Source organism: Streptomyces sp. NPDC051976 (genome assembly GCF_040680795.1).
Classification (GTDB): Bacteria; Actinomycetota; Actinomycetes; order Streptomycetales; family Streptomycetaceae; genus Actinacidiphila.
The window spans coordinates 154,404-170,428 of record NZ_JBFAXL010000002.1 but is presented as its reverse complement, the minus strand read 5'-3'; the positions used below and the strand labels follow the sequence as shown (position 1 = coordinate 170,428).

Genomic DNA, 16,025 nt, shown 5'->3' with positions numbered 1-16,025 from the left:
GCGGGGCCGGTGTCAGATGTCGGTCGTTGTCGGTGTCTGGGACGTTGTCGGTGTCGGTCGTGAGTGCCCGACGCGCGTCATGGCGACTGCCACCGCGGCGAAGACCAGACTGAGAGCAATGATCAGCACTGACGAGCGGCCGTCCGGCGGCAGTATCAGCGCGGAGACCGCGGCGGCGCCCACGAAGGCGACGTTGAAGGCGACATCGTAGAGGGAGAAGACTCGGCCGCGGTAGCCGTCGTCGATATGGGACTGGACGACGGTGTCGGTGGCGATCTTGGCGCCCTGGGTGGTGACTCCGAGCAGGAACGCGGCGGCCATCATCGGGCCGACCGCGAACGGCAGTGCCAGCGGCGGCAGCAGTACCGCTGAGGCGGCAGAGCAGACGGTGATCCAGCCCGCCGTGCCGAACCGCCCGGTGGCCCAAGGGGTGATGACGGCGGCGGCGAAGAACCCGGCGGCCGACAGCGCGATGGCCAGGCCCAGCAGCGCCAGTCCCTCGTCGGGGTCGGACGGGTCGGACCAGGCGTAGCGGCTGAGCATCAGCAGGGTGACGAAGAGCGCGCCGTAGCAGAACCGCATGGCCGTCATCGCGGTCATCGCCTGCCGCGCCGCGGGCCGTTGCCGCAGATGCCGCAGCCCGTCGTACAGGCCCTGTACGGTCCCCGCCAGCGCCGCGCCGAGCCGCTGGCGTACCCGCGAGGGGTCGGGACCGAGCTGATCGCGGCCCAGGGTGAGCGCGGAGAGCCCGGCGGTCAGATAGAGCACCGCGCCCAGCAGCACCGTGGTGGCGTTGGCACCGGGGCCCGCGGGCTGCACCAGGTGCACCAGGAACGCGATGCCGCCGCCCGCGGTTGCGGCGAGCGTACCGGCCGTCGGGGAAAGGGAGTTGGCGATGACCAGCCGGTCCCGGTCGACCACCCGGGGCAGCGCGGCGGACAGCCCGGCCAGTACGAAGCGGTTGACGGCGGTCACGGAGAGCGCGGAGAGGTAGAACAGCCAGTCCGGCACCTGGAGCAGGATCAGTGCCGCGGTGCCGCAGGACAGCACGGCCCGCAGCAGGTTGCAGTAGAGCAGCACCTGCCTGCGCCGCCAGCGGTCGAGCAGCACACCGGTGAACGGGCCCAGCAGGGAGTACGGGAGCAGCAGTACGGCCATGGCGGAGGCGATGGCTCCCGCGGAGGTCTGCTTCTCGGGGGAGAACACGACGTATGCGGCGAGCGCGACCTGGAAGACGCCGTCGGAGAGTTGGGACAGCAGGCGTACCGCGAGCAGCCGCCGGAAGCCGGACAGCCGCAGCAGCACGCGAAGATCGCGCACAACAGCCATGGGCACAGCCTCACATGACGAGGAAGGCCCCGGGCGCACGACCCGGGGCCTTCCTCACGGTGCTTTCACGCTTTCACTGACAGCCTCGGCCGTCGGTCAGCGCTCGACCTCGCCGCGGATGAACTTCTCCACGTTCTCGCGGGCCTCGTCGTCGAAGTACTGCACCGGCGGGGACTTCATGAAGTACGAGGACGCCGACAGGATCGGGCCGCCGATGCCGCGGTCCTTGGCGATCTTCGCCGCGCGCACCGCGTCGATGATGACACCGGCGGAGTTCGGGGAGTCCCAGACCTCGAGCTTGTACTCCAGGTTCAGCGGGACGTCACCGAAGGCACGGCCCTCGAGGCGGACGTACGCCCACTTGCGGTCGTCGAGCCACTGCACGTAGTCCGACGGGCCGATGTGCACGTTCTTGGCGCCCAGCTCGCGGTCGGGGATCTGCGAGGTGACGGCCTGCGTCTTGGAGATCTTCTTGGACTCCAGACGCTCGCGCTCGAGCATGTTCTTGAAGTCCATGTTGCCGCCCACGTTGAGCTGCATGGTGCGCTCGAGCAGGACACCGCGGTCCTCGAAGAGCTTCGCCATGACGCGGTGCGTGATGGTGGCGCCCACCTGGGACTTGATGTCGTCACCGACGATCGGCACACCGGCCTCGGTGAACTTGTCCGCCCACTCCTTGGTGCCGGCGATGAAGACCGGGAGGGCGTTGACGAAGGCGACCTTGGCGTCGATGGCGCACTGCGCGTAGTACTTCGCCGCGATCTCGGAGCCGACGGGCAGGTAGCAGACCAGGACGTCGACCTGGCGGTCCTTGAGGACCTGCACGATGTCGACGGGAGCCTCGGGGGACTCCTCGATCGTCTCGCGGTAGTACTTGCCCAGGCCGTCGTTGGTGTGGCCGCGCTGGACGGTCACGCCGGTCTGCGGGACGTCGCAGATCTTGATGGTGTTGTTCTCGCTGGCGCCGATGGCGTCCGCGAGGTCGAGGCCGACCTTCTTCGCGTCGACATCGAAGGCGGCCACGAACTCGACGTCACGCACGTGGTAGTCGCCGAACTGCACGTGCATGAGACCAGGCACCTTGCTGTCCGGGTCGGCGTCCTTGTAGTACTCGACACCCTGCACCAGCGACGCGGCGCAGTTGCCTACGCCAACGATGGCTACGCGAACCGAACCCATACCGGTTGCTCCCTGTGTAATCGTCACGCGGTTCCCCGGGTTTCGGGTCGGCCGCCGTTCTCTTGGTTGTTGTCGTTGTCGTCCTGCTCGGAGTCCGGGCGCGTGGTGCGTCCGGCCCGCTCGGTCTCGATCAGCTCATTGAGCCAGCGGACCTCGCGCTCCACCGATTCCATGCCGTGCCGCTGCAGCTCGAGTGTGTAGTCGTCGAGCCGCTCACGGGTGCGCGTCAAAGACGCGCGCATCTTCTCCAGTCGTTCCTCGAGGCGGCTGCGCCGCCCCTCGAGGACCCGCATCCTGACGTCCTTCGACGTCTGGCCGAAGAAGGCGAACCGGGCGGCGAAGTGCTCGTCCTCCCAGGCGTCCGGACCGGAGTGGGCGAGGAGCTCCTCGAAGTGCTCCTTGCCCGCGGCCGTCAGCCGGTAGACGATCTTCGCGCGGCGGCCGGCGAGGGGGGCGGTCAGTGGATCGGTGTCCGCTGCCGTCTCCTCGATCAGCCACCCCTGGGTGACCAGCGTCTTCAGGCAGGGGTACAGACTGCCGTAACTGAAGGCGCGGAACACCCCGAGCGAGGTGTTGAGCCGCTTGCGCAGCTCATAGCCGTGCATCGGGGACTCACGCAGCAGACCGAGAACCGCGAATTCGAGGATTCCGGAGCGCTTGCTCAATCCCTCGTCCCCTCGTTGCGACTCGTTCCGTCGTGTGCAGTTTGTCCGTGCTGCCGATCGTGCTGTTGTCCTTCGCGAGCAGTGTGCCGACTCGATGTATCGAGTCGATACATCGCGACGATAGAACGGCGCGAGACATCTCGCAAGGCGAGACTCGGTGACCGGCGTCACATCGGCGAACCTGTGAGCCGTCAACCGTCCGATATGTGATGAACGCTCGTGTGGTGCGTCTTTTGACCGTGCGTACTCTGTTCGCCATGCGAATCACCGGGAACCCTGTGACGTCGCCGCGCGTCTTGGTCTTCGGTGTGGTGCGGCCTGACACAGCCGCGCGCAGGGGGACCAACCTGAATGTCATCGATGCCTGCAGGCGATCCCGCCTGTCGAGGAGTAGCTGTTCATGAGCGAGCACCGTCGCAAGCCGCCGCAGTCGCCGTCCGGCGGCCGTGCAGCCGCCCGGCGCGGGGCACAGCAGCCGACGCCCCCTCCGTCCGGCGGCCGCCCCTCCGGCGGGCCACCGGCCGGTTCCCGTAGCGGAAACCCGAGCGGTGGACTGCCGACGGGTGGGTCCACGGGAGGGGCTCCGGGTGGTCCCCCGGCCGGCGCCTCCCGCGACGAGCAGCCGTACCAGGGCCGTGCGGCGGCTCGCCGGGCGGCCCAGGGCCGGGGGGGCGGCAACGGCGGCGGACGGCGCAGGAACGGCGGCGGTGGCGCGGGCGGTCCCGGCGGACCGGAAGGACCCGGCGGGCGCGGACCCGCGGGCCGCGGCGGCGGTGGCCGCCGACCGGGCAAGAAGCGCTTCATCGACTACCCGCGCTTCGGCAAGGAGGGCTGGCGCCGCTGGATGCCGTCATGGCGGCAGGTGACGGCCATGTGCGTCGGCTTCCTCGGCACGCTGGTCGGGGCCGTCGGCATCGCGTACGCCATGGTGAGCGTGCCGGACGTCAACCTCGCGGCCAAGGCGCAGAACAACGTCTACTACTGGGCCGACGGCAGCCAGATGATCGCCACCGGTGGTGAGGTCAACCGCCAGATCATCAAGATCGACGAGATCCCGAAGGGCATGCAGAACGCCGTCATCTCGGCGGAGAACAAGACCTTCGAGACCGACAAGGGCGTCGACCCGATGGGTATCGCCCGCGCCTTCTACAACATGGCCAAGGGCGGCGAGACGCAGGGCGGCTCGACCATCACCCAGCAGTACGTGAAGAACACCCGCCTCGACCAGCAGCAGACGTTCACCCGCAAGTTCAAGGAACTCTTCATCTCCATAAAGGTCGGCGCGACCATGAAGAAGTCCGACATCATGGCGGGTTACCTGAACACCTCGTACTACGGCCGCGGCGCGTACGGCATCCAGGCGGCGGCCCGTACGTACTACGGCGTCGACGCGATCAAGCTCAACCCGAGCCAGTGCGCCTTCCTGGCGGCGCTGCTGAAGGGCCCCACGTACTTCGACCCGGCGGGCGCGCAGGACATCGACAAGACGGCCACGCCGGAGAGCAACACCAAGAGGTCCACGGAGCGCTGGGGCTGGATCCTCGACCAGGAGGTCAAGGACGGCAGGCTGTCGGCGACCGAGCGCGCGAAGTACGCCAAGTACCCCATGCCGCTGCCGGTCAAGAAGAACGCGCAGATGGCGGGCCAGATCGGCTACATGGTCGACCTCGCCAAGAGCTATCTGATCAACAACAACATCCTCACCAAGGACCAGCTCACCCAGGGCGGCTACCAGATCCACACCACCTTCAAGAAGGACAAGGTGACGGATATGGAGAACGCGATCAAGAAGGTGCGGTCGGCGAACATCAAGCCGGGCGGCACCCACAAGAACTCCAAGGGTGAGGACGCGGACAAGTTCGTCCAGTTCGGCGGGGCCTCGGTGAACCCGTCGGACGGCGCGATCGTGGCCATCTACGGCGGCACGGACGCCACCCGGCACTTCACCAACAACGCCGACGAGACCGGCGCGCAGATCGGATCGACCTTCAAGCCGTTCGTGCTGGCGGCGGCGATGACCGTCGGTGCGCGCGATCCCCACGGGCCCGAGGAGCAGGGGCCCGACCAGCGCAAGATCGTCTCGCCGGACAGCGTGTTCAGCGGCAAGGACAACCAGATCATCACGAACTACGACGGGACGGTCTGGAAGGACAACAAGGGCGACCCCTGGAAGCAGCCCAACGACGACGGCGACAACTTCCCGCGGGTCACCCTCAGGGATGCCCTCGACAGGTCGCTCAACTCCCCCTACGTCCAGCTCGGCATGGACGTGGGCAACGACAAGGTGCGGGCCGCGGCGATCTCCGCCGGTCTGGTCCCCAGCCTCGTCAACGGTCTGAACAACATCGGCAACAGCCCGACATACTCGATCGGTACCTCGTCACCCAGCGCGATCCGGATGGCCTCCGCGTACTCGACCTTCGACAACAACGGGCGGCAGAACGACCCGTACTCGGTCGACAGCGTCGTGCACGAGGGCGGCGTGATGTGGAAGCACAAGGTCAAGACGAAGGTCGCCTTCGACCCCAACGTCGCCAACACCATCACCGGCATGCTGACTGACGTGGTCAAGAAGGGAACCGGTACCCCGGCTCAGCTCGACGACGGGCGGATCGCGGCGGGCAAGACCGGTACCACCGACAACAACGTCTCGGCCTGGTTCGACGGCTTCACCCCGCAGCTGTCGACCTCGATCGTCATGTTCCGGCGTGACGACGTGGTGCACCTCGACAAGTCGGGCAAGCAGATCGTCAACCAGTTCCTGCCGATGTACGGGACCGGCGGCAAGCCGACGATCCACGGTAATTCCTTCCCCGCGCAGATCTGGCACGACTACATGACGGCCGCGCTGGCGGGTACGCCGAAGCTGGACTTCCAGGAGCCGACGCAGAAGGTCGGCGACACGGTCTACGGCAACGTGCCGAGCCCGACGCCCACGCCGAGCATGACCACGCCGCCGCCGACCACGCCGCCGGCCACCTCGCCGCCGCCGTCGACGCCGACGAACAGCCCCACCTCCACGCCGACCCCGACGGACACCCCGACCAAGCACTGCTTCCCGTGGGACCCGACCTGCAACACGCAGTCGCCCACCCCGACGGACACCCCGACGACGGGTCCGCCGGGCGGCGGGAAGCCGACGAAGAATCCCAACGGCAACTGAGCGTCCCAGCGACGCTCCACCGAGGACGCCCCGGACGTATAGGACACGTCCGGGGCGTCCTGCGTACACGGACTCTCGCGCGGACAGGGACGTACGGCAGGATGTCGCCATGACGAGCGTGCGCGACCGCGAAGAGGACGACAGCCGAGAGCTTCCCGTGCGACCCGCCGACGAGGATCCGGTGGCCGCGGCCGGTAGCGAGATCCTGGGCGGGCCCGCCGGCCGGCGCGTCCGGTCCGGCGGTTACCGCTGGTGGAACCCGGTGCGGGTGATGGTCCTGCTCGTCATCGGGATGTTCGCGCTCGGGATGGCGCAGAAGGCGCCCTGCTACTCCGGCGGCTGGTTCAAGCCCGGCTCCCCGCAGTACATCCACGCCTGCTACTCCGACATCCCGCATCTGTACTCGCAGCGCGGCTTCGCCACCGACCTCGTCCCGTACTTCGACCGCATCCCCGACTCGGTCTCCGGCGGCTTCCACTACCTGGAGTACCCGGTCCTCACCGGTCTGTTCATGGAGGTCGCCTCCTGGCTGACCCCGCACAGCGGTGACATGCAGCACCGGGCGCAGATCTACTGGATGGTCAACTCTGCGCTGCTGATGATCTGCGCGGTCGTCCTGGTGGTGTGTGTCTCGCGCACCACGCGGCGGCGCCCCTGGGACGGGCTGTTCATCGCGCTCTCCCCCGCGCTGGCGCTCACCGCGACCATCAACTGGGACCTGTTCGCCGTCGCCCTGACCGCCGTCGGCATGCTGCTGTGGTCCCGCAGCCGCCCGCTGGCCGCCGGTGTGCTCATCGGGCTGGCCACCGCCGCCAAGCTCTATCCGGTCCTGCTGCTGCTCGCGCTGTTCATCCTGTGCCTGCGGGCGGGCAGGCTACGGGCCTACGCGGCCACCCTGGGCGGCGCCGTGGGCGCCTGGCTGGTGGTGAACCTGCCGGTGATGCTGGGCGCCCCGCACGGCTGGGCGCAGTTCTACACCTTCAGCCGCACCCGGGGTGTCGACTACGGCTCGCTGTGGCTGATCATCATGCAGCGCTCCGGCAACCCGCTGACCGGGGTGAGCGCGTACGTGGCCGCCCTGATGCTGCTGCTGTGCGCGGCCGTCGCGGCGCTGGCCCTGTACGCACCGCGCCGCCCGCGCTTCGCCCAGATCGCCTTCCTGCTGGTGGCGGCGCTGGTGGTCAGCAACAAGGTGTACTCCCCGCAGTACGTGCTGTGGCTGCTGCCGCTGGCGGTGCTGGCCCGGCCGCGCTGGCGCGACCTGCTGATCTGGCAGAGCGCCGAGGTGCTGTACTTCGTGGGCATCTGGATGCAGCTCGCCTACGTCACCGGTGGCAACAAGCACCACGGCCTGTCCGCCGACGGCTACCACCTGGCCATCGCCGTGCACCTGCTCGGCACCCTCTACCTGTGCGGTGTGGTGGTCCGCGACATCCTGCTGCCCGAGCACGACGTGCTGCGCCGCGACGGCGCCGACGACCCGTCGGGCGGGGTGCTCGACGGCGCCGAGGACGTCTTCGTGCTCGGCGACGTCCACCACGAGCCGCGGCACGCGGCGCCCTTCACGGGGCAGCGGGTGGAGTGGGGCACGGCGCCGCTCGACGGCGCCGAGACCCAGGAGTAGCTACTGCGCGTGGCGGTCCACGACCCGGTCGAACTGGGTCGTGGTGTGCCGCAGATGGGCCACCAGCTCGTCACCGACCGCGGGCGGCGCCACATCGCCGGGCAGATACAGGATCGACACCTGCATGTGCGGCGGCTCGGCGAACCAGCGCTGCTTCCCGGCCCACACGAAAGGGGACAGGTTGCGGTTGACGGTGGCCAGTCCCGCGCGGGCGACGCCCTTGGCGCGCGGCATCAGGCCGTGCAGCGCCTTGGGGGCCTCCAGGCCGACGCCGTGCGAGGTGCCGCCCGCCACGACCACCAGATGGCCGTCGGCGGCCGCCTTCTCCTGCCGGTAGCCGTACCGCTCACCCTTGGCGATCCGGGTGACGTCCAGCACCGCGCCGCGGTACTCGGTGGCGTCGTGGTCGCCGAGCCACATCCGGGTGCCGATCCGCGCCCGGAACCGGGTCTGCGGGAACTGCTGCTGGAGCGCGGCCTGTTCGGTGGCCTTGAGGTGGCTGACGAACATGGTGTGCAGCGGCAGCCGGGCCGCCCGCAGCCGCTCCATCCACGCGAAGACCTCCTCCACCGCGTCGCTGCCGTCGGTGCGGTCCAGCGGCAGGTGGATGGCGAAGCCCTCCAGGCGGACGTCGTCTATCGCGGTGTGCAGCTTGACCAGGTCGTCCTCGGCGACGCCGTGCCGCCGCATGGTGCTCATCACCTCGATGACGACCCGCGCGCCGACCAGGCCGCGCACGCCCTCCACCGAGGACACCGAGCGGATCGCCCGGTCCGGCAGCGGCACAGGCTCCTCACCGAGCCGGTACGGGGTCAGCACCAGCAGGTCGCCGCTGAAGTAGTCCTTGATCCGGGCCGCTTCGTACGTCGTGCCGACGGCGAGCATGTCGGCGCCCAGCCGGGTCGCCTCGTCGGCGAGCCGCTCATGGCCGAAGCCGTAGCCGTTTCCCTTGCAGACGGGCACGATGCCCGGGAACTGGTCCACCACGGACTGCTGGTGGGCACGCCAGCGTGCCGTGTCGACGTACAGGGTGAGCGCCATGGCCGGGAGAGACCTTTCTCGTACCAGTCGGCCGTCAGCGGCGCGACATGTAGATGTCGAGTGCCTTGTGGAGCAGCTTGTTGAGCGGGAAGTCCCACTCGCCCAAGTATTCGGCAGCCTGGCCGCCCGTGCCCACCTTGAACTGGATAAGACCGAACAGGTGGTCGGTCTCGTCCAGCGAGTCGCTGATGCCGCGCAGGTCGTACACGCTGGCGCCCATCGCGTACGCGTCCCGGAGCATCCGCCACTGCATGGCGTTGGACGGCCGCACCTCGCGCTTGTGGTTGGCGGACGCGCCGTAGGAGTACCAGACGTGCCGTCCGACCGTCAGCATCGTGGCGGCGGCGACCGCCTCGCCCTCGTGCACGGCCAGGTAGAGCCGCATCCGGTTGGGGTCCTCGGCGTTGAGGGTGTTCCACATCCGCTGGAAGTACGACAGCGGGCGCGGCCGGAAGTGGTCGCGCTCGGCGGTGATCTCGTAGAGCTGCTGCCACAGGGGCAGGTCGTCGTAGCCGCCCTGGACCACCTCGACGCCGGCCTTCTCGGCCTTCTTGATGTTGCGCCGCCAGAGCTGGTTGAAGCCCTTGAGGATGTCGTCCAGCGAGCGGTTCTCCAGCGGGACCTGGTAGACGTACCGCGGCTGCACGTCACCGAAGCCCGCGCCGCCGTCCTCGCCCTGCTGCCAGCCCATGCGGCGCAGCTTGTCCGCGACCTCGAAGGCGCGCGGCTCGATGACGTCCGCCTCCACGTCGCGCAGCCGCTTGACGTCCGGGTCGGCGATGCCGGTCTTGATGGTGTTGGCTTCCCAGCGGCGGATGATCACCGGCGGGCCCATCTTCACGGTGAACGCGCCCTGCTGCTTGAGGTGGGCGAGCATCGGCTTGAGCCACTCGTCCAGGTTCGGCGCGTACCAGTTGATGACCGGGCCCTCGGGCAGGTACGCGAGGTACCGCTTGACCTTGGGGATCTGCCGGTACAGGACGAGTCCGGCGCCGACGAGCTGCCCGGTGGAGTCGTCGAACCAGCCGAGGTTCTCCGAACGCCATTCGTTCTTGACGTCTGCCCATGCCGGAACCTGGCAGTGGCTCGCCGCGGGCAGACTCCGGATGTAGGCCAGATGCTGCTCTCGGCTGATGGTCCTCAGGGTCAGGCTCATACGGGGCGCTCCCCATGCTCACGACTGCGGGCTTTTCTGGCCCGAAGCCTACTGCGCGAGGGGAGCCGCCCCGCCAGCCCTGTGGACAACCTGCGCAGACGCCCTACCAGAGCCCTCCGTACAGCCCACCGTGGGCCAGGCCGAGGTAGAAGCCGACCCCGGACATGCCGAGGCCGATGATGAGGGCGAAACGCTCCGCCGTGGTCACCGAGATGAACTGCCCGTACCCGCCGGTGAAGATCCCGACGAGGCCGGTCCAGGAGCTCAGCAGATGCAGGCTGTCGAACGCCGACGAGATGATCGCGATGAGCCCGAGTACGAAGGTCACCGTGGCCAGCGTGTTCTCCAGCGGATGGGGCTGGCCGTCGGTGTTGAAGGTGAGGTGGTGGGTTCGTTCCGCATGCTGTGCCATGTGGCACCTCCGTCACGGAGTAGTCGCGCACCGTAGTGCGCACGGCGGGGCCTACAACCCGATGTCTACAGATTGCGGGCATTACCGGGCGGATTTCAACCCGAGGGGCCTCGCCGGGTAGTCTGTACGGTCTGCACCGGTGTCTGCGCGTGGAAGAACCGGCAGGGTGGCCGATCCGGCCGGACTGTCAGTGGCCCGCGCTACCGTTGCGACGCAGATACAAACCCTCCTGCCACGGAAACGCCGTGGCCGCCTGAGTCCAAAGGAGGTGGGTTCCCCTATGCGTCACTACGAGCTCATGCTCATTCTCGACCCCGATCTTGAGGAGCGCGCTGTCTCCCCGCTGATCGAGTCCTTCCTGTCCGTCGTCCGCAACGGCGGCGGCAGTGTGGAGAAGGTCGACACCTGGGGCCGCCGTCGTCTCTCCTACGAGATCAACAAGAAGCCCGAGGGCATCTACTCGGTCGTCGACCTCAAGGCCACGCCCGAGGTCGTCAAGGAGCTCGACCGTCAGCTCAACCTGAACGAGTCGGTGCTCCGGACCAAGGTCCTCCGCCCGGAACTGCACTGAGCGCGTAAGCGCCCAGCGTCACCCGGGTTCCGAGTAGCAACAGCAGCCAGAAGCAGCCAGCAGCAGTCAGCACACCGCCGAGAGGTCATCCCATGGCAGGCGAGACCGTCATCACGGTTGTCGGCAATCTTGTCGACGACCCCGAGCTGCGCTTCACCCCGTCGGGTGCGGCGGTCGCGAAGTTCCGCGTCGCGTCCACTCCCCGCACCTTCGACCGGCAGACCAACGAGTGGAAGGACGGCGAGAGCCTGTTCCTCACCTGCTCGGTCTGGCGGCAGGCGGCCGAGAACGTCGCCGAGTCGCTCCAGCGCGGCATGCGCGTCATCGTGCAGGGCCGTCTGAAGCAGCGGTCGTACGAGGACCGTGAGGGCGTCAAGCGGACGGTCTACGAACTGGACGTCGAAGAAGTCGGCGCCAGCCTCAAGAGCGCGACGGCCAAGGTCACCAAGACCACTGGTGGCGGCCGTAGCGGTCAGCAGGGTGGTTACGGCGGCGGAGGCGGCCAGGCCGGCGGCGGCAACTGGGGCGGCGGCTCCGGTGGTGGCCAGGGCGGCGGCGGTGCTCCCGCTGACGACCCCTGGGCCACGAGCGCGCCTGCCGGCGGCCAGAGTGGTGGGGGCAACTGGGGCGGCGGCTCCGGTGGCTCCTCTTCCGGTGGCGGCTACTCGGACGAGCCGCCCTTCTAGGGCGGACTTCACACACTTCTTGATCGCATTAGGAGAATCACCATGGCGAAGCCGCCCCCGCGCAAGCCGAAGAAGAAGGTCTGCGCGTTCTGCAAGGACAAGACCGTGTACGTGGACTACAAGGACACGAACATGCTGCGGAAGTTCATTTCCGACCGTGGCAAGATCCGTGCCCGCCGCGTCACCGGCAACTGCACGCAGCACCAGCGTGACGTCGCCACGGCCGTGAAGAACAGCCGTGAGATGGCGCTGCTGCCCTACACGTCGACCGCTCGATAAGGAAGGGTGACCTAGCAATGTCGAAGATCATCCTTACCAACGAGGTCAGCGGCCTCGGTGCCGCCGGCGACGTCGTCGACGTCAAGCCGGGCTACGCCCGCAACTACCTCGTCCCCCGTGGCCTCGCGATCGCGTGGACCAAGGGCGGCGAGAAGGACGTCGAGCAGATCCGTCGTGCGCGTCGTATCCGCGAGATCCACTCGCTGGAAGACGCGAACGCGGTCAAGGCGCAGCTCCAGGGCGTCAAGGTCAAGCTGAGCACCCGCGCCGGTGACACCGGTCGTCTCTTCGGCTCGATCACCCCGGCGGACATCGCCGCGGCGATCAAGGCCGCGGGCGGCCCCGTCGTCGACAAGCGCCGTGTCGAGGTCGGTACGCCGATCAAGACGCTGGGCTCGCACAAGGTCTCGGTGCGCCTGCACTCCGAGGTCGAGGCTGTCCTCGACCTCGAGGTCGTGGCCGCGTAACGCGTTGTTCCACGTGGAACACCGCGGATCGCGCCGCACGCAGTACACGCAGTAAAGGAAGGGCCGGATTCCCCGCTACGGGGGTCCGGCCCTTCCTTCTGTTGGTGGTGCGGCCTGTTCCGTTGTGGAGCCTGGTCCCGCCGGGGATCTAGCGGGCCGCTCCCGTCACGACCCAGCGGCCCGAGCGGGCCCGGAGCCAGAGACCGGCGAGCCGGGCGAGCATCATCAGCGTCATCGCCCACCACAGCGCCGTCAGACCCCAGCCGAAGGCGGGCACGGCGAGCGCGGCCGGTGCGAAGACGGCCAGGGTCGCCAGCATCGACCAGGCGAGATACGGTCCGTCGCCCGCGCCCATCAGTACGCCGTCGAGCACGAAGACCACGCCGGAGATCGGCTGGGAGAGGGCCACGACGAGCAGTGCGGGCAGCAGCGCCCGGTGCACGGCCGGGTCGCTGCTGAACAGCCGCCCCACCAGGGGGGCGGCCAGCGCGAGCAGTATCCCCAGCCCGACGCCGCAGGCCACGCCCCACTCCACCATCCGCTGGCAGGCCGCCCGGGCGCCTTCCGGATCGTCGGCGCCCAGGTAGCGGCCGATGATGGCCTGCCCGGCGATGGCGATCGCGTCGAGCGCGAAGGCCAGCAGCGACCAGAGGGTCAGGGTGATCTGGTGGGCGGCGATCTCGGTGTCGCCGAGCCGGGCCGCGACCGCGGTGGCGATCAGCAGGATCGCCCGCAGGGTGAGGGTGCGCACCAGCAGTGGCGCTCCGGCCCGCGCGCAGGCCCGGATCCCGGCGGCGTCCGGTTTCAAGGCGGCCCACCAGTTGCCGCCCTGGTGCTTGCGGGCGCCGCGCACCACGACCCACAGATACACGGCGGCCATCGCGTTCTGCGCGATGACCGTGCCCCAGGCGGAGCCCGCGATACCGAGCCCGGCGCCGTAGACCAGCCCGGCGTTGAGCCCGGCGTTCGCCGTGAAGCCGCCGACGGCCACGTAGAGCGGTGTGCGGGTGTCCTGGAGGCCGCGCAGTACACCGGTCGCGGCCAGCACCATCAGCATCGCCGGGATGCCGAGCGCGCTGATCCGCAGATAGGTGGTGGCGTACGGGGCGGCCGTGTGGGAGGCGCCGAAGACGTCGACCAGGGCGGGCGCGCCGGGCAGCACCACGGCGATGACCAGTACGCCCAGCAGCAGGGCGAGCCAGATACCGTCCATGCCCTGGCGGATGGCGGCGGGCAGGTCCCCGGCGCCGACCCGGCGGGCCACGGCGGCGGTGGTCGCGTAGGCCAGGAAGACGAAGATGTTGACGGCGGTGGTGAGCAGCGCCGCCGCCACACCGAGCCCGGCGAGCTGCGCCGTGCCCAGGTGGCCGACGACAGCGCTGTCGGCCATCACGAAGAGCGGTTCGGCCACCAGGGCGCCGAACGCGGGCAGTGCGAGTGCGAGGATCTCCCGGTCGTGGCGTCTGCGGACGGACGCGCGCGGACCGGTGGTGCGCTGGCGCGCGGAGGGCTTCACGACCGGATTCACAGGCTTAGGGTAGCCGTCCACAAGTAAGAGTCATAGCCGTTAACTGCTCATTACTGGCAACTCCGCAGAGTGATCTCCTCCGCGTTGTTTGTGGCGATCTTGCGCCGACCGGGAAAGTTTTTCTCCTGCACAGGCTATGGATGGAGAAACGCCAGGTCAGATGGGTTGGGCTGGCGAGATTGGCTGCTTGTCCACAGAGCCGTCCCAAGGGTCGTACACAGGTTGGGGGCAGTTCTCCACAGGTATCCCGCCGCCGTCCACACCCCCTGTGGATAACAGGGTTGGTCCTGTCCGCCGGGGGCCATACCGTAGACCGTCCCCCGACCTACCGGAAGCGGTGTTGGGAGATTCATTGTCGGCGCCGTGCCGTAAGAAAGAGTGGCACGCAGCGGGGTCCGGTCGGACGGGAGGAGGTGGCGGGAATGAGCCAGCCCGAACCCGCGGACGACCACTGGGGGGAAGCACCTCCGGACGACCGTCCCGGCGACCGGCTGCCCGTCACCCGCTTCCGTAAGAAGAACGACCGCGACGGCGGTTCGGGCGACGGGGACGGCGCGGGACGCTGGTCCGAGGGCGGCGGCGGCTTCGAGCGCGTCCCCCCGCAGGACCTCGACGCCGAGCAGTCCGTACTCGGCGGCATGCTGCTCTCCAAGGACGCCATCGCCGACGTCGTGGAGGTGCTCAAGGGCGCCGACTTCTACCGCCCGGCGCACGAGACGATCTACGCGGCGATCCTCGACCTCTACGCCCGCGGCGAGCCTGCCGACCCCATCACCACCGCCGCCGAACTCACCAAGCGCGGCGAGATCGCCCGCGTCGGCGGCGCCCCCTACCTCCACACCCTCGTCAACGCCGTGCCCACCGCGGCCAACGCCGAGTACTACGCCGAGATCGTCCACGAACGCGCCGTCCTGCGCCGCCTCGTGGAGGCCGGCACCCGCATCACCCAGATGGGATACGCGGCCGACGGCGACGTCGACGAGATCGTCAACAACGCCCAGGCCGAGATCTACGCCGTCACCGAGCAGCGCACCTCGGAGGACTACCTCCCCCTCGGCGACATCATGGAGGGCGCCCTCGACGAGATCGAGGCCATCGGCTCCCGCAGCGGCCAGATGTCCGGCGTCCCCACCGGCTTCACCGACCTCGACTCCCTCACCAACGGCCTGCACCCCGGCCAGATGATCGTCATCGCGGCCCGTCCCGCCATGGGCAAGTCGACGCTCGCCCTGGACTTCGCCCGCGCCTGCTCGATCGCGCACCAGATGCCCAGCGTCATCTTCTCCCTCGAAATGGGGCGCAACGAGATCGCGATGCGCCTGCTGTCCGCGGAGGCGCGCGTCGCGCTGCACCACATGCGGTCCGGGACCATGACCGACGACGACTGGACGAAGGTCGCCCGGCGCATGTCGGACGTCACCGAGGCACCGCTCTACATCGACGACTCACCGAACCTGTCGATGATGGAGATCCGCGCCAAGTGCCGCCGCCTCAAACAGCGCAACGACCTGCGCCTGGTCGTCATCGACTACCTCCAGCTGATGCAGTCCGGCGGCTCCCGCCGCCCCGAGAGCCGCCAGCAGGAGGTCTCGGACATGTCCCGTAACCTCAAGCTCCTCGCCAAGGAGCTGGAAGTCCCCGTCATCGCCCTCTCCCAGCTCAACCGTGGCCCCGAGCAGCGCACCGACAAGAAGCCGATGGTCTCCGACCTCCGCGAGTCCGGCTCCATCGAGCAGGACGCCGACATGGTGATCCTGCTCCACCGCGAGGACGCCTACGAAAAGGAATCCCCCCGCGCGGGCGAGGCCGACCTCATCGTCGCCAAGCACCGCAACGGCCCCACCGCCACCATCACCGTCGCCTTCCAGGGCCACTACTCCCGCTTCGTGGACATGGCACAGACCTGAGCGGTGGGTGGCGGGAGC

At 68.8% G+C, this 16,025-nt stretch carries 14 protein-coding genes; 7 read left to right on the top strand and 7 right to left on the bottom strand.

The genetic code is table 11. The features are described 5' to 3' along the window. Positions 1-12: 12 nt before the first annotated feature. From AB0M29_RS03095 to AB0M29_RS03085, 3 genes are all read right to left on the bottom strand, one after another. On the bottom strand, positions 13-1,329 hold the full coding sequence (locus AB0M29_RS03095) for an MFS transporter (RefSeq protein ID WP_365378046.1): 1,317 nt from the start codon (positions 1,327-1,329) through the stop codon (positions 13-15). Between the two features lie 96 nt (positions 1,330-1,425). Further along, on the bottom strand, positions 1,426-2,508 hold the full coding sequence (locus AB0M29_RS03090; RefSeq protein WP_365378043.1) for an inositol-3-phosphate synthase: 1,083 nt from the start codon (positions 2,506-2,508) through the stop codon (positions 1,426-1,428). A gap of 23 nt (positions 2,509-2,531) precedes the next feature. Then, complete coding sequence (locus tag AB0M29_RS03085) at positions 2,532-3,173, bottom strand: PadR family transcriptional regulator (protein ID WP_365378040.1); 642 nt, start codon at positions 3,171-3,173, stop codon at positions 2,532-2,534. Positions 3,174-3,573: 400 nt separating this feature from the next. Between AB0M29_RS03085 and AB0M29_RS03080 the strand changes: the two genes are divergently transcribed. Continuing rightward, positions 3,574-6,336: a transglycosylase domain-containing protein gene (locus AB0M29_RS03080; RefSeq protein WP_365378038.1), complete on the top strand. Its 2,763-nt coding sequence runs from the start codon at positions 3,574-3,576 to the stop codon at positions 6,334-6,336. Positions 6,337-6,445: 109 nt separating this feature from the next. After that, a complete protein-coding gene (locus AB0M29_RS03075; RefSeq protein ID WP_365378035.1) occupies positions 6,446-7,960 on the top strand; it encodes a glycosyltransferase 87 family protein in 1,515 nt (504 codons plus the stop codon). On the opposite strand, the gene AB0M29_RS03070 is transcribed toward AB0M29_RS03075, so the two are convergent. The 3 genes from AB0M29_RS03070 to AB0M29_RS03060 form a co-directional block, all read right to left on the bottom strand. After that, a complete protein-coding gene (locus AB0M29_RS03070; RefSeq protein WP_365378033.1) occupies positions 7,961-9,001 on the bottom strand; it encodes an alanine racemase in 1,041 nt (346 codons plus the stop codon). A 34-nt stretch (positions 9,002-9,035) separates the two neighbouring features. After that, positions 9,036-10,157, bottom strand: coding sequence for a peptidoglycan bridge formation glycyltransferase FemA/FemB family protein (locus tag AB0M29_RS03065; protein WP_365378031.1), 1,122 nt, complete (start codon positions 10,155-10,157; stop codon positions 9,036-9,038). Between the two features lie 103 nt (positions 10,158-10,260). Next, a complete protein-coding gene (locus AB0M29_RS03060) occupies positions 10,261-10,569 on the bottom strand; it encodes a hypothetical protein (RefSeq protein WP_365378028.1) in 309 nt (102 codons plus the stop codon). A 280-nt stretch (positions 10,570-10,849) separates the two neighbouring features. On the opposite strand from AB0M29_RS03060, the gene rpsF reads away from it, so the two are divergent. The 4 genes from rpsF to rplI all read left to right on the top strand — a co-directional run bounded on the left by rpsF (position 10,850) and on the right by rplI (position 12,572). After that, positions 10,850-11,140 carry a 30S ribosomal protein S6 gene (rpsF, locus tag AB0M29_RS03055; protein ID WP_251489267.1) on the top strand — a complete coding sequence of 97 codons (291 nt, stop codon included), beginning with the start codon at positions 10,850-10,852 and terminating at the stop codon, positions 11,138-11,140. 92 nt (positions 11,141-11,232) lie between these two features. Then, positions 11,233-11,826, top strand: a complete 594-nt coding sequence (locus AB0M29_RS03050) for a single-stranded DNA-binding protein (RefSeq protein WP_365378025.1) — start codon at positions 11,233-11,235, stop codon at positions 11,824-11,826. Positions 11,827-11,868: 42 nt separating this feature from the next. Continuing rightward, positions 11,869-12,105 carry a 30S ribosomal protein S18 gene (gene rpsR / locus AB0M29_RS03045; protein ID WP_031512678.1) on the top strand — a complete coding sequence of 79 codons (237 nt, stop codon included), beginning with the start codon at positions 11,869-11,871 and terminating at the stop codon, positions 12,103-12,105. 17 nt (positions 12,106-12,122) lie between these two features. Continuing rightward, positions 12,123-12,572: a 50S ribosomal protein L9 gene (gene rplI / locus AB0M29_RS03040; protein WP_365378021.1), complete on the top strand. Its 450-nt coding sequence runs from the start codon at positions 12,123-12,125 to the stop codon at positions 12,570-12,572. A 148-nt stretch (positions 12,573-12,720) separates the two neighbouring features. Here rplI and AB0M29_RS03035 read toward each other — a convergent pair whose 3' ends face one another. Continuing rightward, positions 12,721-14,088, bottom strand: a complete 1,368-nt coding sequence (locus AB0M29_RS03035) for an MATE family efflux transporter (RefSeq protein ID WP_365378586.1) — start codon at positions 14,086-14,088, stop codon at positions 12,721-12,723. 434 nt (positions 14,089-14,522) lie between these two features. Between AB0M29_RS03035 and dnaB the strand changes: the two genes are divergently transcribed. After that, the gene (gene dnaB, locus AB0M29_RS03030; protein WP_365378019.1) at positions 14,523-16,007 is read left to right on the top strand and encodes a replicative DNA helicase; all 1,485 of its coding nucleotides are present in this window, start codon (positions 14,523-14,525) and stop codon (positions 16,005-16,007) included. Positions 16,008-16,025: the final 18 nt, after the last annotated feature.